This window comes from Xanthomonas arboricola pv. populi (assembly GCF_002939945.1).
Classification (GTDB): domain Bacteria; phylum Pseudomonadota; class Gammaproteobacteria; order Xanthomonadales; family Xanthomonadaceae; genus Xanthomonas; species Xanthomonas arboricola_A.
This window is the reverse complement of record NZ_MDEB01000005.1, coordinates 214,561-238,128: the sequence shown is the minus strand read 5'-3', so window position 1 is coordinate 238,128 and position 23,568 is coordinate 214,561. Positions and strand designations below refer to the sequence as shown.

Annotated in this window: 18 protein-coding genes; 3 read left to right on the top strand and 15 right to left on the bottom strand. The window is 65.2% G+C overall.

Features of this window, described 5'->3' with window-relative positions; genetic code table 11:
* Positions 1 to 107 precede the first annotated feature (107 nt).
* Positions 108 to 1,031, top strand: coding sequence for a L,D-transpeptidase family protein (locus tag XaplCFBP3123_RS14915; protein ID WP_172453298.1), 924 nt, complete (start codon positions 108 to 110; stop codon positions 1,029 to 1,031).
* A 2-nt stretch (positions 1,032 to 1,033) separates the two neighbouring features.
* Complete coding sequence (locus tag XaplCFBP3123_RS14910; protein ID WP_104534742.1) at positions 1,034 to 1,762, top strand: M23 family metallopeptidase; 729 nt, start codon at positions 1,034 to 1,036, stop codon at positions 1,760 to 1,762.
* Between the two features lie 55 nt (positions 1,763 to 1,817).
* Here XaplCFBP3123_RS14910 and XaplCFBP3123_RS14905 read toward each other — a convergent pair whose 3' ends face one another.
* Positions 1,818 to 2,579 (bottom strand): SDR family NAD(P)-dependent oxidoreductase, encoded by a 762-nt coding sequence (locus XaplCFBP3123_RS14905; RefSeq protein WP_104534741.1) that lies wholly within the window; start codon positions 2,577 to 2,579, stop codon positions 1,818 to 1,820.
* Positions 2,580 to 2,676: 97 nt separating this feature from the next.
* On the opposite strand from XaplCFBP3123_RS14905, the gene XaplCFBP3123_RS14900 reads away from it, so the two are divergent.
* Positions 2,677 to 3,654, top strand: a complete 978-nt coding sequence (locus tag XaplCFBP3123_RS14900) for a LysR family transcriptional regulator (RefSeq protein ID WP_172453297.1) — start codon at positions 2,677 to 2,679, stop codon at positions 3,652 to 3,654.
* A 283-nt stretch (positions 3,655 to 3,937) separates the two neighbouring features.
* On the opposite strand, the gene fhuE is transcribed toward XaplCFBP3123_RS14900, so the two are convergent.
* From fhuE to XaplCFBP3123_RS14820, 14 genes are all read right to left on the bottom strand, one after another.
* The gene (fhuE, locus tag XaplCFBP3123_RS14895) at positions 3,938 to 6,130 is read right to left on the bottom strand and encodes a ferric-rhodotorulic acid/ferric-coprogen receptor FhuE (RefSeq protein WP_104534740.1); all 2,193 of its coding nucleotides are present in this window, start codon (positions 6,128 to 6,130) and stop codon (positions 3,938 to 3,940) included.
* Between the two features lie 521 nt (positions 6,131 to 6,651).
* A complete protein-coding gene (gene tkt / locus XaplCFBP3123_RS14885; protein ID WP_104534738.1) occupies positions 6,652 to 8,652 on the bottom strand; it encodes a transketolase in 2,001 nt (666 codons plus the stop codon).
* A gap of 253 nt (positions 8,653 to 8,905) precedes the next feature.
* Positions 8,906 to 10,186: a dicarboxylate/amino acid:cation symporter gene (locus tag XaplCFBP3123_RS14880; protein WP_104534737.1), complete on the bottom strand. Its 1,281-nt coding sequence runs from the start codon at positions 10,184 to 10,186 to the stop codon at positions 8,906 to 8,908.
* A 928-nt stretch (positions 10,187 to 11,114) separates the two neighbouring features.
* The gene (locus tag XaplCFBP3123_RS14870) at positions 11,115 to 12,854 is read right to left on the bottom strand and encodes a BatD family protein (protein WP_104534736.1); all 1,740 of its coding nucleotides are present in this window, start codon (positions 12,852 to 12,854) and stop codon (positions 11,115 to 11,117) included.
* Positions 12,851 to 14,689: a tetratricopeptide repeat protein gene (locus XaplCFBP3123_RS14865; RefSeq protein WP_104534816.1), complete on the bottom strand. Its 1,839-nt coding sequence runs from the start codon at positions 14,687 to 14,689 to the stop codon at positions 12,851 to 12,853. Before XaplCFBP3123_RS14865 ends, XaplCFBP3123_RS14870 begins: the two co-directional genes overlap by 4 nt.
* Positions 14,686 to 15,693 (bottom strand): vWA domain-containing protein, encoded by a 1,008-nt coding sequence (locus tag XaplCFBP3123_RS14860; protein WP_104534735.1) that lies wholly within the window; start codon positions 15,691 to 15,693, stop codon positions 14,686 to 14,688. Before XaplCFBP3123_RS14860 ends, XaplCFBP3123_RS14865 begins: the two co-directional genes overlap by 4 nt.
* The gene (locus tag XaplCFBP3123_RS14855; RefSeq protein ID WP_104534815.1) at positions 15,690 to 16,151 is read right to left on the bottom strand and encodes a DUF4381 domain-containing protein; all 462 of its coding nucleotides are present in this window, start codon (positions 16,149 to 16,151) and stop codon (positions 15,690 to 15,692) included. Before XaplCFBP3123_RS14855 ends, XaplCFBP3123_RS14860 begins: the two co-directional genes overlap by 4 nt.
* 2 nt (positions 16,152 to 16,153) lie before the next feature.
* A complete protein-coding gene (locus XaplCFBP3123_RS14850) occupies positions 16,154 to 17,116 on the bottom strand; it encodes a DUF58 domain-containing protein (protein WP_104534734.1) in 963 nt (320 codons plus the stop codon).
* 22 nt (positions 17,117 to 17,138) lie between these two features.
* Positions 17,139 to 18,158, bottom strand: a complete 1,020-nt coding sequence (locus tag XaplCFBP3123_RS14845) for an AAA family ATPase (protein WP_104534733.1) — start codon at positions 18,156 to 18,158, stop codon at positions 17,139 to 17,141.
* A 293-nt stretch (positions 18,159 to 18,451) separates the two neighbouring features.
* Entirely contained in the window at positions 18,452 to 20,392 is a 1,941-nt protein-coding gene (locus XaplCFBP3123_RS14840) for a type IV pilus secretin PilQ (RefSeq protein ID WP_104534732.1), read from the bottom strand.
* 19 nt (positions 20,393 to 20,411) lie between these two features.
* Positions 20,412 to 20,945, bottom strand: a complete 534-nt coding sequence (locus XaplCFBP3123_RS14835; RefSeq protein ID WP_047124726.1) for a pilus assembly protein PilP — start codon at positions 20,943 to 20,945, stop codon at positions 20,412 to 20,414.
* Complete coding sequence (locus XaplCFBP3123_RS14830; RefSeq protein ID WP_047124725.1) at positions 20,942 to 21,607, bottom strand: type 4a pilus biogenesis protein PilO; 666 nt, start codon at positions 21,605 to 21,607, stop codon at positions 20,942 to 20,944. Before XaplCFBP3123_RS14830 ends, XaplCFBP3123_RS14835 begins: the two co-directional genes overlap by 4 nt.
* Entirely contained in the window at positions 21,604 to 22,371 is a 768-nt protein-coding gene (locus tag XaplCFBP3123_RS14825; RefSeq protein WP_047124724.1) for a PilN domain-containing protein, read from the bottom strand. Before XaplCFBP3123_RS14825 ends, XaplCFBP3123_RS14830 begins: the two co-directional genes overlap by 4 nt.
* Positions 22,371 to 23,429, bottom strand: a complete 1,059-nt coding sequence (locus XaplCFBP3123_RS14820; protein ID WP_047124723.1) for a pilus assembly protein PilM — start codon at positions 23,427 to 23,429, stop codon at positions 22,371 to 22,373. The genes XaplCFBP3123_RS14825 and XaplCFBP3123_RS14820 overlap by 1 nt, the downstream gene beginning before the upstream one ends.
* Between the last annotated feature and the right edge of the window lie 139 nt (positions 23,430 to 23,568).

Genomic DNA, 23,568 nt, shown 5'->3' with positions numbered 1-23,568 from the left:
CACGCAGGCGGCTCGGGCAAGGTGCGCGCATGCCTCTTTCGGACCTGCTCATGCCACCACGCATCCACGCTCACGCCTGCTTGCTCGCCCTTGCTCTGGGCACCTCCCTGTCGGCACTGGCGCAAGCGCCGCAGCCCGCGGCGGCACCTGCCCCTGCAGCAACGCCCGCTGCGACCGTCGTGCCGACCGGCCCGCGTTCGGATCTGCACGCACAGGTGCTGCTGGATCGCGCGCACTTTTCGCCGGGGCAGATCGATGGCAAGCGTGGCTCCAATCAGAAGCGTGCGGTGTCCGGGTTTCAGGCCGCGCACAAGGTCAAGGTGACCGGCGAGCTGGATGAGCCCACCTGGCAGGCCTTGCAGGCCGACACCACGCCGGCGCTGGTGCAATACACGCTCACCGATGCCGATGTGGCCGGACCGTTCCAGCCGATTCCGAAGGGACCGGCCGAACAGGCCAAGCTGACGTCGCTCGGGTATACCTCGGTGGATGAGGCACTGGGCGAGCGGTTCCATGCCGATCCGGAGCTGCTGCGCCAACTCAATCCCGGCGTGGACTTGAACAAGGCCGGTGGCGTGATCCAGGTGCCGAACATCGACGGCGCCCCGCCCTTGGCCAAGCCGGCCAAGCTGGTGGTCGACAAGTCCGAGTCGACGCTGCGCCTGTTCGATGCCGACGGCAAGGTCTATGCGCAGTTCCCGGTGTCTTCCGGCAGCAAGCACGATCCGCTGCCGATCGGCCGCTGGAAGGTGCTGGGCGTGGCGCGCGACCCGGTGTTCAAGTACAACCCCAAGCTGTTCTGGGACGCGAAGAAGGGCGACCAAAAGGCCACCCTGCCCTCCGGCCCGAACAATCCGGTCGGGCGGGTGTGGATCGATCTGTCCAAACCGCATTACGGCCTGCACGGCACGCCGGAGCCCGGCCATGTCGGCAAGACCGAATCGCATGGTTGCGTGCGCCTGACCAACTGGGACGTGGTCAATCTGGCCAGCGTGGTCGGCCCGTCCATGCCGGTGGTGATGCAGGAGTAAGCATGAAACTGCTGATGATGCTGGTGATAGGCGTGTTGCTTGGTGCGGCCGGCTATTGGTGGCTGGAACGCGAGGCGCCGCAGGCAGCGGTGGCACCAGCGTCCACCGCTGCGGCTGCGGTTGCAGCGCAGACCCAAACGGCAGGCGCTGAAACGGCGGCATCCTCCGCTGCTGCTCCGGCTGCCGCTACACCGGCTGTTGCCACCTCGCCCTCCACCGGAACGGCAGGTGCTGCAGACGCGCCAACCGCAGCAGCATCCGCCCCCTCGCCTGACGCTGCAAGCGCAGGCAGCGGCCTGCTGATTCCGGTGCAAGGCATCAGCAATGGCCAGCTGCAGAATACGTTTACCGATGCGCGCAGCGAAGGCCGCGTGCACGATGCCATCGACATTCTTGCGCCGACCGGCACGCCGGTGATTGCGGTGGCAGACGGTACGGTCGAGAAACTGTTCAACAGCGAACGCGGCGGCCTGACCATTTATCAATTCGACCCGGCCGGGACGTACTGCTACTACTATGCGCACCTGGAGCGCTATGCCGACGGTCTGGCGGAAAAGCAGTCGATCAAGCGCGGCCAGATCATCGGCTACGTCGGCAGCACCGGCAATGCCGATCCTGCCGCGCCGCATCTGCACTTCGAGATCCATCGCCTGGGAACGGAAAAACAATGGTGGAAGGGAGAGATCTTGAATCCCTATCCCGTGTTGCATGGCGATCAACCCCTGCAGTGATGCGTCCAGCGGCGGTGCAGACACGGGCCTGCGCGTGATGCGCAGGCCTTCGCATTCAGATCAGCATCCCGCCCGATACCTCGATGCGCTGCGCATTGATCCACCCCGTTCCCGGCGCGAGTAACGCAGCGACCACCGGCCCGATATCGTCCGGCAGCCCTGGACGTCCGAGCGCCGTGACCGACGACACCATCGCGTTGACCTGGGCATTATCGCGCACGCTGCCGCCGTTGAAGTCCGTTTCGATCGCGCCCGGCGCCAGCGTATTGGCACGGATGCCACGCGCCCCCAGTTCCTTGGCCAGATAGCGGGTGAACACTTCCACGCCGCCTTTCATCATCGCGTAGGCCGATGCACCGGGCAGCGCGAAGCGTGCCAGGCCACTGGACACATTGAGGATGCGTCCGCCATCGGCGATCAGCGGCAACAGCGCCTGGGTCAGGAAATACGGCCCCTTGAGATGGAGGTTGACCAAGGCATCGAACTGCGCCGGCGTGGTGTCGGCGATGGCCGCATGCAACCCGGCGCCCGCGTTGTTGACCAGCGCATCGACCTGCGTGCGGTCCCAACCGGCCAGCACCTGCTTCAGCTGCGTGGCGAATGCCGCGAACGACCCGGCGTCGGCAACATCCAGCGGCAGTGCGTGCGCGCGGCGGCCGAGCGTGTGGATCTGCGCGACCACCTCAGCGGCCTCATCTGCCTGGCTGCGGTAGGTCAGCACGATGTCGCTGCCGGCTGCAGCGAGCGCAAGCGCGGCATTGCGGCCCAGGCCGCGGCTGCCGCCGGTAATCAGGGTGATCGGTGTGGTGGTCGACATGGATGGACTCCGGTACGTGTTGGATGCGAGGTGGAGCGATCAACAAACCAGCCGTGACCGCGAGACGGGCGTGACGTTGCCCGCCATGCCCAGACTATTGCGCTTGCCGCATCGCATAAATCAGTCCAACCTGATTGCACCGTTCAAGAGCCTCGACCAATCGATGGACACCCTGGAGTCGCTGCGCGCCTTCCTGCGCGTGGCAGAGCTCGGCAGCTTTACGCGTGCCGCCGACACGCTGGGGCTACCCAAAGCCAGCGTCTCCACCGCCGTGCAGCGGCTCGAGGCCTCGCTCGGCACGCAGCTCCTGCATCGCACGACGCGCCGCGTGCAACTCACCGGTGACGGCACTACGTTCTACCAGCGCAGCCGCGATCTGCTCGACGACATGGACGAGTTGCAGAGCATGTTTCAGCGCGAACGCAGCCAGCTGCGTGGCCGCCTGCGGGTGGACATGTCCTCCGGCATCGCGCGCACATTCGTGATTCCCGCATTGCCAGGGTTCCTGGCGCAGCATCCGCAGCTGGAAGTGGAAATCAGCGGCACCGACCGCCGCGTCGACGTGGTGCGCGAAGGCTTCGATTGCGTGTTGCGCGTGGGTACGCTCGAAGACACCAACCTGGTCGCACGGCCGCTCGGTGCGTTTCGCATCGTCAACTGCGCCAGTGCCGGCTACCTCGCACGACGGGGCACGCCGCAGCGCCTGGACGATCTGGCTCACCACGACCTGGTGCATTACGTGCCGACGCTGGGCCAGCGCTCGTCCGGCTTCGAGTACCACGACGGACACGCCTACCAGCTACTGCCGATGCGCGGGCCGGTGACGGTCAACAACGGCGATGCCTATCTTGCTGCGGCATTGGCGGGCCTGGGCATCATCCAGGCGCCGGCCAGCCCGTTACGCCCGCATCTGGACAGCGGCGCACTGATCGAAGTGCTTGCCGACCTTGCACCGGAACCGATGCCGGTCACGCTGCTCTACGCGCAGCGTCGCCATCTGCCGCAACGCGTGCGTGCGTTCATGGATTGGGTTGCAGAGGTGATGGCGCCGCATCTGGAACCGCTGCAGCCCTAGACCGCCGTGGATGCGACTGCCGGCAAGTCATCGCGTACGCGTATGTAGGGAGCCTCTGTGCAGCGCGCCGACGCCGGCGGGAAAGGCACCAGCGCCTTGCGCGCCACTTCGACACCACCGAAGCAACCCGATACCAGCATGCAGCGCAGGCAGTGCGGCACGCGCAACAGATCTACGATCGCTCTGCAGGCTCCAGACAAAAAAACAGGCACCTTTTGCAAGGTGCCTGTGCATCGCGGCAGCGACAGCCAGACGCCCGAATCGCGCCCGGCCTGGTCTGCGATCAGAACGTGTAGTTGAAGGTCAGCATGCCGTTGCGCGATGCGCCCCATGCGCCATAGCCACCGTTGAACTGCGCGTAGTAGCGCTTGTCGAGCAGGTTGTCGACATTGAGCTGCACCGAGAACTGCGGTGACAACTGGTAGCGCGCAAACGCGCTGACCAGTGCGTAAGCACTCTGCTGAAAGGCGCCATAGACCGGGTCCACGTAGTACGAGCGGTTCTGCCAGTTGACGCCACCACCCACGGTCAGATCGCTCCACGCACCTTGCGGGGTGTAGCTGTTAAACAGCTTGAGGGTGGTGCGCGGCAGATGCGTATTGATCGAGGTGCCGCTGTCGTCGCGCGCGGTGTAGTGCGAGGCGCCGAAGGTGGTGTTCCAGCTCTCGGTCACCCGCCCGGACACCTCGAAATCGAAGCCTTCGCTGACCACGCCGTTGGCGGCTACGTACGCAAAATCGCTACTACCCGGCACAAGAATGCTCGTGACCACGCCCAGGTTGTCCTGCTCGATGCGGAACACCGCCAGCGAGGCATTGAGCCTGTCGTCGAACCACGCGGCCTTGACGCCGGCCTCGTAGCCCTTGCCGCTCAACGGGTCCAGGTAGCCGCCATTGGCATCGCGCAGCGTCTGCGGATTGAAGATTTCGGTATAGCTGACGTAGGTCGACCACACATCGTTGATGTCGTAGACCAGGCCGGCGTACGGGGTGACTTCAGTCTGGGTGTCGGAAAACGGCACCAGGCCTTGCGTGGTCGAATCGAAGTTGCGGCCATCGATCTGCCAATCGGTATAGCGCGCACCCACCAGCAGCGTCAGCGGATCGGCCAGCGAGAAGCGTGCAGCCACATAGGCGGCCTTCTGCTTGATGGTGCCGTCGCTCTGCACCGTGCGCGGGCTCCAGTTGGGTTCCGGATAGGCGCCGGTCCAGCCGAAGTAGCTGTCAAGTGCCGCCGGGAAATCGAAGGTGCCGTTGTTGACGTACTCGCGGCGGTTGTAGCTGGCGCCGGCGACCAGCTGATGCTCGCGGCCAAACAGCTGGAACGGGCCTTCCGCATAGACATCGGCACCATCGGCCTTGCGCTCGGTCAGGTAGTTGCCCGAGTACGGCACCACGCCGCTACCGGTGGCACGGTCGAATCCGAAGATCGTATAGAACGGATAGAACAGGTGATTGGCCGCTTCGGTCTTCTCGTGGCTCAGATTGGCCTTGAGGTTCCAACCGTTGTCGAAGCTCTGCTGCAGGCTGGCGAAGGTGCGCTGCAGACGCGTGTCCCAGAAGGTCCAGTCGGCCGCCGGGTTGAACGAACGATCATAGTTCGTGCGGGTGCCATCGCTGTAGAACAGCGGGAAGCCGCCCCAGGTGACATCGTCCGATTCCTTCTTCTGGTACTCGTAGCCCACGCTCAGCAAGGTGCTGTCGGTGAGGTCGGCATCGATGATGGCCGAGCCGATCTTCTTGCGCAGGGTGTAGCGGTCCATGTCCGACTCGCCGTCCTGGTACACGCCTATCACCCGTGCGCGCACGTTGCCACTGGGGCTGAGCGGCACGGTGACATCGGCTACGCTGCGAGTCTTGTTGAAATCGCCGCCACCCACCGACACGGTGCCGGTGAAGTCGCGACTGAGCGCATGCTTGCGCACCAGGTTGATCGAGGCCGACGGATTGCCCGAGCCGGTGAGCAGGCCGGTGGCACCACGCACCACTTCGATGCGGTCGTACAGCGCCACGTCCAGCGCCGAGTCACCGTAGCTCCAGGCCTGCTCCATGTAGGCCGGAATGCCGTCGAACTGGTAGTTGTCGATGTAGAAGCCGCGTGCGTAGAACTCCAGCCGCTCGCTGTCGCTCTGCGCCACCGAGATGCCGGTGACGTTGTTGAGCACGTCGGTAATGCTCTGCAGGTTCTGGTCGTCCATGCGGTCGCGGGTGATCACGGTCACCGACTGCGGAATCTCCCGCAACGACAGATCCATGCGCGTGCCGGCGGTGGTCTTCTCCACCGTATAGCCCTTGGCCTGCTCGCCCTGCACGATCAGCCGGTCCAGGGTGGTGACCTCGGCATCGGGTGCGGCAACGGGCGTCTCGGCCAGCACCTGGCCGGCGGCCATCGTGCACAGCGCAGCGACCAGCGCGCGCGGCAGTAAATGGCGACGCGCGCCCACGGAAGCAAGACGCAATTCGGTACTACGGATCATCGGGGACTCCAACGCAGACGGATCAGACCACGCGCTGCGAAGACGCCGCGCCGGCAACAATGGGGAGGAAACGTGTGCCTTACCACCGGCAGTACACCATTTTAATGGGAATGATTCACATTTTAAATAGCGGATTGACAAATTTTTAGCATCCACTTGACACAAGCGAGCGCGACCTGGACGCGGGCGCGCAGATCGATCGCGGTCCGCCATTCGCCATAGCGATCCACCCGATTCAGCGCGGACCGGATCCGGCCGTCTCGAAGGGGGAGCAGCACGACCTGTTCGATGGACTGTCTGCCCAGACCAGGCAATCCCCGTGCTGCCACGCACCGGGCACGATCCCAATCCGCCGATGCGGGATGCGCAGGTACAAGTGCTGACCAGATCCGCGCATCGGCACTGGCCGAGGACGCGCACTGACACGTGCAATGCCTCCATTGCACGATGACCCATCGCGCACGAGGTCCAACAAAAAAGCCGGCTTTCGCCGGCTTTTTCTTCAGGCAATACGCAAGGCCTTACAGCGCCTTGGCCGCCGCAACCACATGCTCGGCGGTGATCTTGAAGTACGCGTACAGCTGATCGGCCGGCGCCGAGGCGCCGAAGGTGTCGATGCCGACCACATCGCCATCCAGACCCACATACTTGCGCCAGAAGCCGGTCACACCCGCTTCCACCGCCACGCGCTTGCGCACCGCATTCGGCAGCACCGACTCGCGATAGGCCGCATCCTGGCGATCGAACACATCGGTCGACGGCATCGACACCACGCGTGTCTTCAGCCCGGCCGCGTCCAGGGTCTGCTTGGCTTCCACCGCCAACCCGACTTCCGAACCGGTGGCGATCAGGATCACGTCAGGCACGCCGCCTTCGGCCTCGGCCAGCACATAGCCACCGCGCTCGATCAGCTTGAGCTGCTCGTCGCTGCGCGGCTGGTGCTGCAGGTTCTGGCGGCTGAACACCAGGCAGCTGGGGCCGTCCTTGCGGGTGATGGCGGCCTTCCAGCTCACCGCCGATTCCACCGCATCGCCCGGGCGCCACACATCGTTGTTGGGGATGTAGCGCAGCGAGGCCAGGTGTTCCACCGGCTGATGGGTCGGGCCGTCTTCGCCCAGGCCGATCGAGTCGTGCGTGTAGACGTGGATGGCGTGCGCCGGATTCAGCGCACTCATGCGCACGCCGTTGCGGGCGTAATCGCTGAACACCAGGAAGGTGGCGTCGAACGGAATGAAGCCGCCATGCAGCGCCAGGCCGTTGGCAATGGCGGTCATGCCGAACTCGCGCACGCCGTAATAGACGTAGTTGGCATTCGGGTCATCGGTGGCGACCGACTTGCTGGCCTTCCACAAGGTCAGGTTGGAATGCGCCAGATCGGCCGAGCCGCCGATCAACTCGGGGAGCAACGGCGCGAACGCTTCGATCGCCAGCTGCGAGGCCTTGCGCGAGGCAATGGTCTGGCCGTCCTGCTGCGCCTTGGCGATGTAGGCATCGGCCTGGGCGATGAAGTCGGCCGGCAGCTCGGCGTGCGAGCGGCGGGTCAGCTCGGCGGCTTCGGCCGAATACTGCTTGCCGTATTTGTCGAACAGCTGCTCCCACTCGGCCTGACGCAGCGTGCCGGTACCGCCGGCGCGCCAGCCTGCGTAGATCTCTTCGGGAATCTCGAACGGGCCGTACGGCCATTCCAGCGCCTTGCGGGCGCCCTCGAGCTCTTCCTTGCCCAGCGGTGCACCGTGCGAGGATTCCTTGCCGGCCTTGCTCGGCGCGCCGAAGCCGATTTTGGTGCGGCAGCAGATCAGCGTGGGCTTGTCGGTATTGTCCAGCGCGGTCTCGATGGCGGCCTTGATCTTCTCGGCGTCATGTCCGTCCACATCGCGGATTACATGCCAGCCATAGGCCTCGAAACGCTCCGGGGTGTTGTCGCTGAACCAGCCGGCGGTGTTGCCGTCGATGGAGATCTGGTTGTTGTCCCAGAACGCGACCAGCTTGCCCAGGCCCCAGGTGCCGGCCAGCGAGGCGGCTTCGTGGGAAATGCCCTCCATCATGCAGCCATCGCCCATGAACACCCAGGTGCGGTGGTCGACGATTTCCAGCTCCGGGCGGTTGTAGCGCTGCGCCAGCAGCTTCTCGGCCAGTGCGAACCCGACCGCATTGGCGAACCCCTGCCCGAGCGGACCGGTGGTGGTCTCCACGCCGGGGGTTTCGCTGCGCTCGGGGTGGCCGGCGGTCTTGCTGTGCAGCTGACGGAACTGCTTGAGCTGCTCGATCGGCAGGTCGTAGCCGGACAGGTGTAGCAGCGCGTACTGCAGCATCGAGCCGTGGCCGTTGGACAGCACAAAACGGTCGCGGTTGAACCACTGCGGGTTGTTCGGGTTGTGCCGGAAGAAATCGTTCCACAGCACCTCGGCGATATCGGCCATGCCCATCGGCATGCCGGGATGGCCGGATTTGGCGGCTTCGACCGCATCGGCGGCGAGAAAACGGATGGCGTTGGCCAGCTGGCGGCGGGTGGGCTGGGTCATGGGCGTCTATGGAAGCGGAAGGGGAACACCGCTGGAAGCGGAGACGCTTATTCTCCCACAGAGCGCGTTAGGGGGATGGGGAGTCGGGAATGGAGAATTGGGAATGGGGAATCGGATGCAGTGTTGCAGGTTGGCCGCTATCGCTGCTCGCCCCGCAACCTTGCCCCGGTGTGGCATGACCTCTCATTACACGTACCGATCGCAACAGCCCGCTTTACCCATTCCCCATTCCCCATTCCCGATTCCCGATTCCCTATTCCTCGCCCTTGGCAACCAGGGTCGTCAGCGCCAGATCGCCGGTCACGTTCAACGCCGTCCGGCACATATCCAGGAAGTGATTGACGCCCAGGATCATGCCGATGCCGACCGGGTTGACCCCGACCATCGCGCAGATCAGCGCCACCACCGGCAGCGAGCCGGAGGGCACGCCGGCGGTGCCGATGCCGCCTAGGATGCACACCAGCATCACCATGAACTGCTGGCCCAGGCTCAAGTCCACGTTGAAGAACTGCGCCAGGAAGATCACCGTCACCCCTTCGAACAAGGCGGTGCCGTTCTGGTTGGCGGTCGCGCCCACGGTCAGCACGAAGCGCGACACCCGCGGCGGCAGGCCCATCTCGTCGGCCACGCGCAGGGCGGTCGGCAGGGTGGCGTTGCTGGAGGCGGTGGAGAAGGCCATCATCGTGGCCTCCTGGGTCTGCCGGAAGAAGCCGATCGGCGAGCGCCCGGCGAACTTCACCGCCAGCCCGTAGCTGACCACCATGTGCAGGCCCAGCGCCAGCACCACTACGCCCACGTAAGCGCCCAGACGGATCAACAGATCGAAACCGAACAGCGCGGCCAGATTGAACATGAAACAGGCCACCGCATACGGCGCCAGCCGGATCACCAGGCCGATCAAGGTCATCGAGATTTCGAAGATGCCTTCGATGCCGCGCTTGAGCGCGGCCACCTTTTCATCGGCGGTGAGCACCATGCCCACGCCGAACATCACCGCAAAGAACATCAGCGACAGGATCGCGCCATTGCTGGACGCCGCAGCGATCACGTTGCTGGGCACGATCGACAACAGCATGTCCATGCCCTGCGGCTGGGTGCCGGAGCTGGAAATGATCTCGCGGGTGCGCTCGGCGTTCTGCTGGATCAGTTGGTTGGCCAGTTGCGGATCCACGCCCGCGCCAGGCTTGAGCACATTCACCAACACCAGCCCCAGCAACACGGCCACGCCGGAGAGCACGATGGTGTAGCCCAAGGTGCGCCACCCCACCCGCCCGAGCGCGCGGATGTCGCCCATTTCGGAAATGCCCATCACCAATGCCGAAAACAGCAACGGCACGATCAGCATGAAGATCAGATTGAGGAAGATCTGCGAGAACGGGGTGGTGACGTACTTGGTCACCACGCGCACCCAGTCGGCATCGCTGCCGGCCAGGTAGTAGACGGCCAGACCCAGCAGCAGACCGACGGCGAAGCCAATGCCCATCTTCCAATGCAGGGGCAGGCCCGGGCGGCGTGCGGCGGGGGATGCAGTCATCTGGTCGGGCCTTATCTGGACACAAGCCCCGGAGCTTAACAAACGCCATCGACGCGGCCACCTACCCGGCCGGCCGCCACGCGCCCGCCCGAGGGTAGGTATTCCTCTCGACATCAGGCGACGCAGGCGTCGGAGCGGGCGAGAACCCTGCGACCAGCCCGCGGATCAGCCGCTCTGCAAGTGCTCTATCCACAGTGCCCAGGCCTCATCGGGGCGCAACGCGTATAGCAGCAAATACATAGACAAGGGCGTCATTTAGTCACGACCGGATGCTTGAATCAAAAGCCCGGTGAGTCGAGGCCGCGGTGCCTCACCGCACCAGACAGTCTGCCGGTTGCTTTGTTGAAAACCATGCGCGCCGACCATCTCCACTGGTCCTTGCCCGCCCACCCTCGCGGGACCTTACGCGGCATGGATGCCGCGTAAGAGCTTACAAGGACGTACTTGCANCTCACCGCTTGCGGGACACGCCGTGAACCCGTCCCTGGGGGCTCGGTGGCGGCATCCATGCCGCCACACGGTCCCGCAACCGGCGAGGGCACCGCACCAGACGATTGGTCGGGGCTCATCTAAAAAGCTGTCTGTCGTGCGGCAAGCATCGGACGTGGCGTCGACGCTTCACGTCGAACGAGGTGCATCCAGCACCGCTCTTCCATGCACACCGACCAACTCGACAGGTCCTTGCCCGCCTACCGTCGCGGGACCTTACACGGCATAGATGCCGCGTAAGAGCTTACATGGACGGATTCACGGCGTGTCCCGCGAGGGTAGGCGGGCAAGGGCCCTGCAGCCACGCCGCAGACCAAACGCCTTGCTTTAAGTAGCACAGCTTAAAGAACCAGCTGCACCTGCAGTCAGCGCGTCAAAACGAGGCGCAGCACGCTGGCTAACCAAGACCTGTCCACCGCTGCCGATGCAGCGACACCGATCAAGGCGCCGACGGATACAGCGGCGCCAATACCTCAGGCTCCGCAGCGGTGGCGTGCCGCCAACGCGGCCCCTTGGCGAAGGCCTCGCGCAATGCCGAACGTGCACTGGTCACGTCACCATCGCCGCCCCAGCGGGCGCGCTGCATCTGCGCCACCGCCGCGCGCTGCGCCGGGTCGCTCAACGCGGCCAGCACGCTGTCGATATCGGCAACGCCGGCCATGCCGCACAACACTGCAGCCACGTCGTCCATGCCGCCGGTATCGAGCGCGCGTCGTAGTTCGGCTGCCCCATGCGTCGCACGCCGGCCGGGCGCAGCTGCATCGCTGGGGTTCAGCACCGGCGCGCCGTGCGAACCGCCGCGACGCCGTGACAAGGCCCACACCAGGGTGGCAATCCACAGCAGCGCAAAGCCCATCGCCGCAGCGATCCAGCCCCACGGCGGTTGCGTGGCCGCGGGTTGCTGCAGGCTCAGCTTGCCGGCCGCAGCAGTTGTCGCAGCGTTATCCGGTGACGGATTGGCTGCAGACGTTGGCGCCGGCGCAGGCGCCGCAAACGCGCCGCTGCCTGCCGCCACATCCAGCGTAAGATCCGGCAATGCCGCGGTCTTGGCTGCCGCCGCGCCCACATCCCACCACGCCACCTGCAAGCCAGGCACCACCAGCGGACCGGCGCGGTTGGGCACGATCGAATAGCGGCGGGTCAGCCTCAGCTGCGGCGACCCATCCACGAAGCGTTCTTCGTACTGCGGCGGCTCGGCGAACACCTGCGCGTCGGGCACGCTCGGGGTCGGCAATTCCGGGAACTGCGCCTGGGTGGCACCGCGTGCACTGGCCTCCACCACGAGCTGGGCCGCTTCACCGGCGGTCGCGCGCTGCGGCGTGGTCGTATACCGCAACTGCAGGCTGCGCAGTGGCAACCACGGCTGCGGCGCGTTGGCCGGTTGCGCGCGGACCTGCAGCGGGATGCTGGCGCTACGCGCGCTCAGCTCGCCATTGCCGCGACCGAAGTAATCGTCGAAGAAGCCCCCGACCGACCGACCGTTGAAGCGCGCCGACGGCAACACCAGGCGACCGCTGCGCTCGGGCACCAGCAGATAACGTCGTTCGACCACGTTGTATTGGCGATTGTTGAGCACCTTGACCGAACTGACATCGTCGCCGATGCGCTGCAGCGATGCACCATCGGGCGCTTCCAGATCCAGCTCGCCGGACGCCAGCTGCGTGGCGAAATACAGCCGCACCACCACGCCCACACTTTGCTGCACATAGGGCTGCGGATCGTCCACCTGCGTCTGGACAAAGGCATCCTCATTGCCTTGCGCTGCAGCCGCTGCGCCGGGCGCGCTGCTGCCGGCATCGCTTGCCGACGCGCCCACCTGCAACCGCAACGGTTCGGTGCGCTCGTTACCGACACGGATCGCCGGCACGATCAGCTCGCCGCTCTTGCGCGGCGTCAGCACCACACCGAACAGCGCGCGCACCGTCACCGACCCGTTGGTCACCTGCATCTGCTGATTGGCGCTCTTGGCTCCCAAGGCGAAGTCGTTGCGCAACGGCGTGTAATCCGGATCGACACCGCGCTGATCGGTTTCGATGTTCAACATCACCACGTCGCCGGCATTGGCGCTGTCACGATCCAGCCACGCGCGCGTGACGGCGCCCACCGGTGCACAGGTGAGCAGCGTCACGCCAATCAACATGCCGATCGCCGCGCGGCGCAAATGGTGTGTGCCGATCATCGTCCGTCCCGTTGCCTGCGTTCGTGTTCCAGCCTGAATTTGGTGCGCAGCAAGCTGCCCGGATCGTCCGGCACCCGCCGCAGCCAGGCATCCACCGCCTGGCGCTGCTCGCGTTGCTCCGGCGTTTCGTTCGCCGTTGCTGCCGCTGCCTGCTTGCCGTTTGCATCGGCGCTCTTGTCGCCGGCCTGCGCCATCGCCTGCTGCATCTTTTGCCGCTGCGCGGCATCGGCCTGCTGCTGCGCCTTGGCATCGGCCGATTGTGGCGCTGCGTCCTGCTTGCTCTGCTCGCCCTGGCCGTTTTTGGACTGCTGGTTCTGCGAGGCTGCGTCCTGCGGCGTCTGCGCAGGCGGCTGCTCCTTGCCATCCTGCTTGCCTTGCGAATCCGGCTTGCCTTGCCCGTCCTGGCCAGGCTTTGGATCGTTCTGTTTGTTCTGCCCGGACTGATTCTGGCCGGAGCTGTCCTGACCGGGTTGCTTCTGGTCGCCGGACTGGCCTTTGCCATCCTTGTTGTTCTGCTGCTGACGCTTGCGCGCCGCATCCACCGCCGCACGATTGGCGACGGCGTCGGGCTGAGCCGGATGTTGCTTGAGCGCCCGGTCGTAAGCCGCAATCGCTGCGTCGTACTGGCCCTGTCTGGCCAACGCGTTGCCGAGGTTGTACAGCCCCTCATCGGTGGGCACATTTTCGAAGGCGTTTTGTGCCGCGGCGAAATCGCCCTTGCGATAGGCCTGCACGCCGGCATCCAGACGTTGCTGCTGCACCTGGTCGGCGCGTTGCCACAAGGTGCCGTCGGCGGCATGCGCGGGCTGGGCCAACGGCAACACGCACACCAAGGCAAGCGCCGCCACAACCGCACGCCGCCGGAACGCCAGCAGTGCCAACAGCATCACCGGCAACAGCAGCCAGTAGCCCTCGTCCAGCCAGGTCTTGCCGCCGGTGGATTCGGCGGTTTCATCGGCCAGCGGCTGTTGCGCCGGATCGAGCACGCCCAGCGCACGCAGGTCCGCATCGTCGGCAGTGATACGCGCATAGCGACCACCGCCCTGCCCGGCAAGATCGCGCAGGCCGCCCTCATCCAGCCGTGTCTGCGCAATCTCACCGGTCGTGGTGCGATAGGCGGCGCCGCGCTCGCTCCCTACGCCGAGCGCGGACACGCTGAATCCACGCGAGCGCGCCAGCCGTGCAGAACTCCCGGCCGCACGATCGGCGCTGTCGCTGACCAACAGGATGTCGCCTTGCTTGAAGCCGGCCTGCAGCAGCAACTGCGTGGCCGCATCGATCGCCGCATCGGCGCGCTTGCCGTCCACCGGCATCACCGATGGCGACAGCGCATCCAGAAACAACGCCACATTGGCAGTGTCATCGGTCAATGGCGCAACGGTGAAACTCTCGCCCGCGTAGACCAGCAATGCGACTTCGCCGCCTGCCCGCCTGCGCAACAACGTGGCCAACTTGGCACGCGCCTGCAGCAAGCGCGATGGCGGCAGATCGTTGGCGGTGATGCTGGCCGACAGGTCCAGCGCCACCACCAGCGGCATGCTGGAGTGATACACCGGCCGCTCGGTCTGCCGCCAGCTCGGCCCGGTCATCGCCACCACCGCCAGCGCATAGGCCAGCGCAGCCAGCACGAATCCCAGCCATCCACGCCGACTGCCGGACGCCAGCAAGGTCGGCAGCAGATGTGCATCCACGCTTTGCCGCCACACGTCCGCATCGCGTCGCCGCAACTGCCACAGCACTGCCGCCGGCACGATCGCCAGCAGCGCCCAGAGCAAACGCGGGCGCAACGGATGCAGCGACTGCAGCCAGCCAGCCAGTTCGGTCAGCGCGCTCATCGCCATCTCCGCGGCAACACATAGGCCAGCAGTGCAATCACGATGGCAGCGCCCAACGGCCAGTAATAGCGCTCCACGCGCGGCTGCACCGACGGGCCGAGCGCCTTGACCGGTTCCAGCCGATCCAGCTCGGCATAGATGCCGGCCAGCTCTTCGGTATCGCGGGCGCGGAAAAAGCGCCCACCGGTTTGCGCGGCGATCTTGCGCAACCCGTCTTCGTCGATATCGTCGTTGCCCGCGGCCGGAATCGGCACGCCGAACAACGAATAGCCGCCATTGCCGCCGAAGGCGATCGTGTGCACGCGCACGCCTTCGGCCTTGGCAAGCTCGGCGGCCTTGAGCGGGTTGAGCACGCCTGCGGTATTGACGCCATCGGTGAGCAACACCACCACGCGCTGACCCTGCTTCTGCTCGCGCAGCCGTTTGACCGACAACGCGATCGCATCGCCGATCGCCGTTTCGCGCCCGGCCAGCCCCACCACGCTGTCGGCCAACTGGTCGCGCACGGAGGTCAGATCGGCGGTCAACGGCGTCAACGCGTAGGCGCGCTGACCGAACACCAGCAAGCCGACCCGATCGCCGTCGCGACGATCCAGAAAGTCCGACAACACCGCCTTGGCGGCCGTCAGGCGGTCCACCACTTTGCCACCGAGCACCATGTCCGGCTCGCTCATGCTGCCGGACAGATCCACGGCCAGCATCATCTGTCGCGCCTCGCGCGGCGGCTGGATCACATCGCCCAATTGTTGCGGGCGCGCCAGCGCCGCGCACAGGAAGAACCAGCCCAACCAGGCAAGCCAGCGCGGCACACGCAGTACCGGCGCGCTGTTTGCCTGCGCAACCGCATGCAGTTGATCGGCGTAAGGCACGCGCAGCGCAGCCGTCTCGGCGCGGCGCTGCGGCCAGAACCACATCAGCAACGGCAGCGGCATCAACCACCATGCCCACGGCCACGCGCAATGCGCCAGCGCATCCTGCCATTGCGACCACTGCAGCCAGTTCATCGCCGGCCTCGCATCAGATCCAGAAAACGCTGCCGCGCCAGTGCCTGCACCGCATCCAGATCGGTCACCGTCGGCATACGTTGAAAACCACCGTCCAGCAGCGCGCGACCCGGTCCTTGCGAAAAGGCGTGCGTCTTGCTTTTGCGCCCATCCAGAAACTGCAGCCATGCCTCGCCCGGCAGCCGGTCGGCCTGCGCATCGACGCTGCGCGCAGCACGCCGCAACACTATCGACAACGCTGCCAGGCGCTGCGCGGGGGTCGTTGCGCGCTGCAGCTCGGCATCGAATGCCGCCAGCCACAGACGCTGCCGCTGACGGCGCCGCCACCACCACCATCCTGCGGTGCCAAGCACCAGCACCACCGCCGCGATCACCAGCCACCAGCCCGGCGCCGGCGGCCACCACGACGGCGACGGCGGCAGATGGACATCGCGCAGCGGCAGCGATTGCGGTGCCATCGTCATCGGCTCCGTACGGCGGTGCTGCCGCCCAACCAGGCATCGCTGGCATCATCGGTGGACAGGCGATGCAGCCGCACGCCGCGTGACTGCAAGACCGAAGTCAATTGTTCCAGCGGCGCCACGAATTCGGCCTGCCAGCGCGCACGTCCGGCCTGCGTGGACAGATCGATCGCAATGCGCTCGCCGCGCACATCGAAGCTGAGTGCGCGGGCCGGTGGCGCCAGTTCCAGCGGGTCGACCAGCACGATCACCACCACCTCGTGATGCAAGGCCAGACCCGACCAGCGCGCGGCAGAAATCCTGCTGGCGCTGCGCGCATCGGCCAGCACGGTGAGCCGCGCCCCCGGACGCAACAGCCGCGCGGCATGGTCCAGTGCCACCTCCAGGCCCGTATCGCCGGACGGCGGCTGCGCATACCAGCGCGCCAACGCATCCAGTACCGGCAACACGCCGCGTTGACCCGAGCGCGGCGCAATCGGCGCCTCGCTGGCAGTGCCGCGCAGTGCGGCGATCCGGTCGCCCTGCCGCTGCGCCAGCCACGCTGCAACGGCGCCGGCACGTGCGGCCTGCACCGATTTGTAGCGCACCCGCGTGCCGAAGAAGAGTGCCGGCGAGGTATCGGCCACGATCAGACTCAAGCGTTCGCGCTCGGCCTGAAACAATTTGGTATGCGCACGCCCGGTACGCGCGGTGACGCGCCAGTCGATGTGCCGCGCATCGTCGCCGGCCACGTACTCGCGCGACTCGGCGTATTCCATCCCGCGCCCGCGCGTTGCCGCCGGCACCGGCCCGACCAGCCCATGGCGGCCACGACCTGGCTGCCCGCGATGGGTCGTGGTGCCGCGCAGCCCGATCAGCTCCGCCAGCGTCGGCCGCAGTCCATCGCCGGCGATCGACGACGGCACGGTGACAGGGGAAGAAGACGGCATCGAAGACATCGGATTCTGATCAGAGGATGGCATACCTCGGCGACACGCTACCCGATCAGGGCAGCGGAATCTTTTCCAGCAAGGCGGCGACCAGGCGTTCGCCATCCCAGCCTTCGGCAGTGGCTTCGTAGCTGGGCAACACGCGGTGACGCAGCACGTCCGGGGCGATTGCGCGGATATCGTCCGGGGTCACGTAGTCGCGCCCGGCCAGCCATGCACGCGCACGTGCGCAACGCTCCAGCGCGATCGACCCACGCGGGCTCGCGCCCCAGGCAATCCGCCGCGCCAAGGCCGGGTCGTAGCGCTGGGCATCGCGCGAGGCGAGCACGATCTCGATCAGATAACGCTCCAGCTGCGGTGCCAGATGCACGTCCAGCACCACCCGACGCGCGGCAAAGACATCTTCCAGCGGAATCTTGTCGGGCACCGTCTCGTGCTTTTCCAGGGTATCGCGTGCGGCCTCACGTGCCAGACGCAGGATCTCCGCCTCGGCATCGGCCTGCGGATAACCGATGCGCACGTGCATCAGGAAGCGGTCCAGCTGTGCCTCGGGCAACGGGAACGTGCCCTCCTGTTCGATCGGATTCTGCGTGGCCATCACCAGGAACAGCTGCGGCAGCGCATAGGTATGCCGCCCGACGGTGACCTGACGCTCGCCCATCGCCTCCAGCAGCGCCGACTGCACCTTGGCCGGTGCACGATTGATCTCGTCGGCCAACAGGATCGGATGGAAGATCGGCCCAGGCATGAACTCGAACCGGCTGTCCTGCGGCCGCCAGATCTCGGTGCCGGTCAGGTCGGAGGGCAGCAAATCAGGGGTGAACTGCACCCGCGCGAAATCCGCTTCCAGGCGCGAGGCCAGCGCGCGGATCGCGGTGGTCTTGGCCAGACCGGGCGCGCCCTCGACCAGCAGATGACCATCGGCCAGCAGGGCGATCAGCAACCGTTCGACCAGCGCAGCCTGGCCCACGATGCGCTGCGCCAGCGACTCGCGCAGCAAGGTGAATTGACGATGCAACCGGTCCTCGGCGGGCGCGGCAGCGGCTTCTGGGGGCAAGAGCGGCGGTGCGTTCATAGGCCCAGTGTGACCGATTCGAGCGCGATTGGTTCACTGAGCAGCTTTGCGATGTTCAGTCAGTGAACCCAAGTATGACGCGCGTCACCCGCATCGCGACTTGGCAGGGGGGCAAGCTGATCGAAACAAAAGCCAAGACAGCGCAACAAGTCCTCAGGCTTGTTCAACCTTGAGATCGAAGTACCTGTTCGCGGCCGGAGCAGGGCAAATCGCACGCAATGGGCAACGATGCACGTCCAGCACCACAAAAAGAAAAGGCCGCTCTCGCGGCCATTTTCTGTATCTATGCTATCTCACGGAGTAGCGCTCGCCACTCGCAACACCTTCGGGGTGACGAAAACCAGCAACTCGGCCTTTTCCTTGCTGCGCCCACGCTTCTTGAACAGATTGCCCAGGAACGGGATGTCACCCAGGAACGGCACCTTCGACACACTCTCACGATCCGTGAATTCGTACACACCGCCGATTACCACCGTCTCGCCATCGGCTACCAATACGGCCGTGTTGACTTCCCGACGGTTGATTTCAGGCACGGTGCCGTATTGCGGCAAGGTAATGAAGCGCGCCACTTCGTCCTTTTTGACATTCATGTTGAGGAAAACGCGGTTGTCGTTGGTGATCGTTGGCGTCACCTTGAGTTCGAGCAGAACCTCCTTGAACTGCACATTGGCCTGCGACCCGCCACCTGCAACGCCCGCGCCACTGATGGTCACGTAGCCGATTTCGCGGCCCTGCTTGATCACACCCTCACGCTGGTTGGCGGTCACGATGCGCGGATTGGAAACGACTTCGCCGCGCCCTTCTTCCTGCATTGCCGACAGCTCGATATCCAGATTGAAGTTGGAACCAAGCAGGGTGTAGGCGAGCCCAGCCGCACCACTGTTCGTAAAGCCGCCAGCTCCCAGATCGACATTCAGACCAGAGGGAAATAGATGCGCCGGCAGCGTCGTAACCGTACCGCCGTTAGCCTGTTCCAAACGAGATTGTGCAGAGGTATTTAGGTAGTTGACGTTACTTTCCAGGGAGCCACTCAAAATACCCCTCCCCGTCGCACCGGTGACTCCAAAACGTGCACCCAAGTCACGCGCAAACGTGTCGGTCGCGATCACGATGCGGCTTTCGATCAATACCTGATCCACCGGCCGATCGATATGCGAAATCAGCTCGCGCATTTGCGCGACCTTCTTCGGAATATCGCTGATCATCAACGTATTGGTGCGCTCGTCGGCAACCAGACGACCGCGAGGCGACAAAAATCCGTTGTCCTGCTGCCCTGCGCCGCCTTGTCCACCTTGACCACCACCACCGCCACCAATCCCCTTGGCCTCCGTCAGCGCTTTGAAGATCACAGCCGCGTTGTGGTAATTGATCTGCACGTAGTCGGTGATCAGATCCTCGCGGTTCTCGATCGCGATGCGTGCGTCTTCCTTGTCCTGCTCGAACTTGGCCAGCTCCGGCTGCGGGGCGACCCATACCACGCCGCCGTCGCGGCGCTTGTCCAGGCCCTTGGCGCGCAGCACGATGTCCAGCGCCTGGTCCCACGGCACATTCATCAGGCGCAGCGTGACATTGCCCTGCACGGTGTCGGAGGCGACGATATTGAGGTTGGATTCCTCGGCGATCAGCTGCAGCACGGTGCGCACCGGCACGTCCTGGAAGTTGAACGTCACCGGGCGGCCGCTGTAGCCGCGCGCGGCGATCTGCGCGGCGGCCTGGGTGACTGCTGCGGCGCTGACGCCACCGACCGCAGGCTGGCCCTTGCGCGGAGTGATTTCGACCACGTACTCGTTGCCGGTCTGGTAGGCCAGCGAATCGAACGCGCCCTTGGTCGACAGCACCAGCTGCGAACCCGAGCCGGACGGCTTGACCTCGACACGCTGCACCGGCGTGGCAAAGTCGGTAACGTTGAGCGGGCGCTGCAGTTCGGCAGGCAACCGTGCGTTGCTGATATCGACCAGCACGTTGTCGCCCTGCGTGCGCAGATCCGGGCTGGCGCCCTGGCCGTCGAACTGCAGGATCAGACGGCCAGCGCCGTCCTCGCCACGTTTGAAATCGATCTTGGACACCGCCAGGCTCGCCGGAGCGGCCTTGACCGGATCCTGCACAGGCTGCTTCAGTGCCGCCGCCGAGAACGCGCCACCGCTCGCCAGGGCCAGCGCGAACCCCAGCGCGCAGGCATGGAATACCGCGTGGCGCCGAACCGGACGCAGCCGCCGGGCATTGGAAAACGTCATCGTGCTATCCCCTATCACTTTATTGATCATCCAATGCGAGCGCGGCCGGCCGTTCAAGCCATCCGCCCGCACCGTCCGGCACAAGTTCAATCAGCTCGATGCGGTCTTCGTAGACCCCGGTGACCCGGCCATCGCTCTGTCCCAGATACACGCCCGGCCGCACCCGGTAGGTCACCTTGTCCGGTGCCATGACCAGCGCGATCAGGCCCGAGCCGCCGCCAATGGTCCCCACCATATCGAGGGCGTCGAGCGGATAGGCTTCCAGCGGCTCCTTGCGCCGGTTCGGATCCGGACGCGTGCCGTTACCGCCTTCCGCACTGACCCAGGCATCGCTGAACGGGTCGCGCATCGACTGCGCCGCATATTCGAACGTCTCGAACTGCTGCATCACCGGCAATGGCTCCAACGGCGGTGCCGGACGTGCGCGCACTTCGGCGACCCAGGCTTCCAGATTCGGCGCATCGCCCGGTGTGCTGGTCACACTGCGCGTACACGCCGGCAACACAGCAATTAGCGCCACGCACGACAGGATCTTGAGCAGTCTCATGGTCATTGGCCGCCCTTCTTCGCAGCGTCGGCCGCAGCCTTCTCCTGCTCGGCCATTTCCTCATCGTCCAGATAACGATAGGTCTTGACCGTGCCGGACAGTTCCAGCGCCCCGCGCGGGGTGATGCCGGCCTTGGGGTCCTTCGGCTTGAGGTTGATGTCGTGCATGGTCAGGATCACCACACGCGGCAGCGACGCCACGCCGCTGACGAAGGCACCGAACTGGTGGTAACTGCCCACCATGCGCAAGGCGATCGGCTTTTCGGCGTAGAACTCCTTCGGCGATTCCGGACCCGGCTGGAACAACTCGTTGGACAGGCCGCTCGAAAGCGCGGTCTGCGAGATGTCGATAATCAGATCCGGCATTTCGGTCTTGCTGGGCAGCTGCCGCAGCATCTGCTGCAGCACCTGCTCCATCTGCGCGAGCTGCTGCTTGAGCGGCTCCAGATTCACCGCGCGGCCCTGCTGGGTCTCGAACTCGGTGCGCAGCTGCGTTTCGGTGCCTTCCAGGCCTTCGAGTTCATCGCGCTTGCCGCTGATCAACAGGAACCACGCCAGCACCATGATGAACAGGCCGACCACCACGCAGAACACGATACGCGCCTGCTGCGGCCAGCCGCCGATGTTGTTGAAATCCAGATCGCTGAGCTTGAATGATTTCTGACTCATGACGCGGCCCCCTCCTGCGGCCGATTGGCTGACGCCGGCGCTGGCTGCACAGGCGCAGCCGCCGGCGGCGTGGCAGGCGCAGGCGCTGCAGGTGTCGCCGCTGGCGTGCCCGCAGGTGCCGTGCCGGCAGGCGCTGCAGCCGGCGCTTGCGCGTCGACCGGTGCGGTGCCGTTCTTGTCAGCCTCGTTCGGATTGGCCAGCTTGACCTTGAGGGTGAACACGTACGGCAGCGTCTTGGTGTCCATCGACGATCCCGCAGGTTGCCCGGCCTTGTCCTGGCTCTTGGCCTCGATGATCGACAGGTCAGGATTGGTCATCCAGCCCGAGCCTTCCAGGTTGCGCATGTAGGCACTGACGCGCGCGTTGGACTGCGAACGACCTTCCAGGGTCAGGGTGTCGCCATCCTGCTTGATGTTGGTCAAGGCCACGCCATCGGGAATGGTGCGCACCAGCGAATCGAACAGATGCACCATCTGCGAGCGATTGGCCTGCAGTTCCTCGATCACCTTCTTGCGGGCGAGCAGACGGTCCTTCTTCTTGTCGAGTTCCTTGATCTCTTCGTTCTGCGCCTTGACCTTGTCGATTTCGGCGGTCAGGAACGCATTGCGCTCGGTCTGGCCGCTGATCTGCGCGTCGTAGTAGAACCAGATCAGTCCGGACAGCAGCACGCCAGCAAGCGCAGCGAAGCCGAGCATCGAATAGAACTCACGCTCGCGCGCCTTCCGGCGCTCGGCGCGCCAGGGCAATAGATTGATTCTTGCCATCAGTCAAAGCTCCTCAGGGCCAGGCCGGTGGCAATCATCAATGCAGGCGCATCCAGCGCCAGCGCATGCGCCTGGACCTTCGGGCCCAGCGTCATCTGCGCGAGCGGGTTGGCGACCACGGTGGTCACGCCGAGCTGTTCTTCCACCATCTCCGGCAGGCGCGACAGCGCGGCGCAACCGCCGGCCAGCACGATGCAGTCGACCCGATTGAATTCGCTGCCCGCGTAGAAGAACTGCAGCAAACGGCTGATCTGCTGCACCGTCGCCTCCTTGAACGGCTCCAGCACTTCGACCTCGTAGCTCTCTGGCAAACCGCCCTGACGCTTGGCCAGGCCGGCCTCTTCGTAGGTCAACCCGTACCGGCGCATCACCTCGTCGGTGAGCTGCTTGCCGCCGAAGACCTGCTCGCGGCTATACAGACTGCGACCGGAGCGCAGCACGCTCAGCGTGGTCATGGTCGCGCCGATGTCCACCAGCGCAACCACCGCATCGGCAGCCACCGGCAACTCGCTGGCGACCAGGGCGAAGGCGTTCTCGACCGCGAAGGCCTCCACGTCCATCACCTTGGCGGTCAGGCCACCGAGTTCCAGCGCGGACTGGCGCAGTTCCACGTTCTCCGAACGCGAGGCTGCCAGCAGCACCTGGACCATGTCCGGGCTGTTGGGCATCGGGCCGAGCACCTCGAAGTCGAGATTCACTTCCTCGATCGGGTACGGAATGTAATTGGTGGCTTCCAGTTCGACCTGGGCTTCCAGATCGCTGTCATCCAGATCGGCCGGCATCGGAATCAGCTTGGTGATCACCGCCGACCCGGCCACCGCAGCTGCGGCATTCTTGGCCTTGCTGCCGGACCGGTTGATGGCGCGACGAATCGCTTCGCCGACCGCCTCGACCTCGACGATGTTCTTTTCCACGACCGCATTCGGCGGCAACGGCTCAACCGCGTAGTGTTCCACGCGGAAACGGTTCCCGCTGCGCGACAGCTGCAAGAGCTTGACCGCAGTGGAACTGATATCGACACCGATAAGTTGCGACTGACTCTTGGGTAGAAGCCCCACGGAAACTCCCCTGCCGATGGGCACTTGGACGCTTGTCTGCGCCCTCGTATTAATAATCAAATTTTAACAGTTGACAAGCCCTTCACGCGCAAGGCAATGGCCCCGCGACGTGCCCCCAGTTCTGTCTGCTGCGATCCCC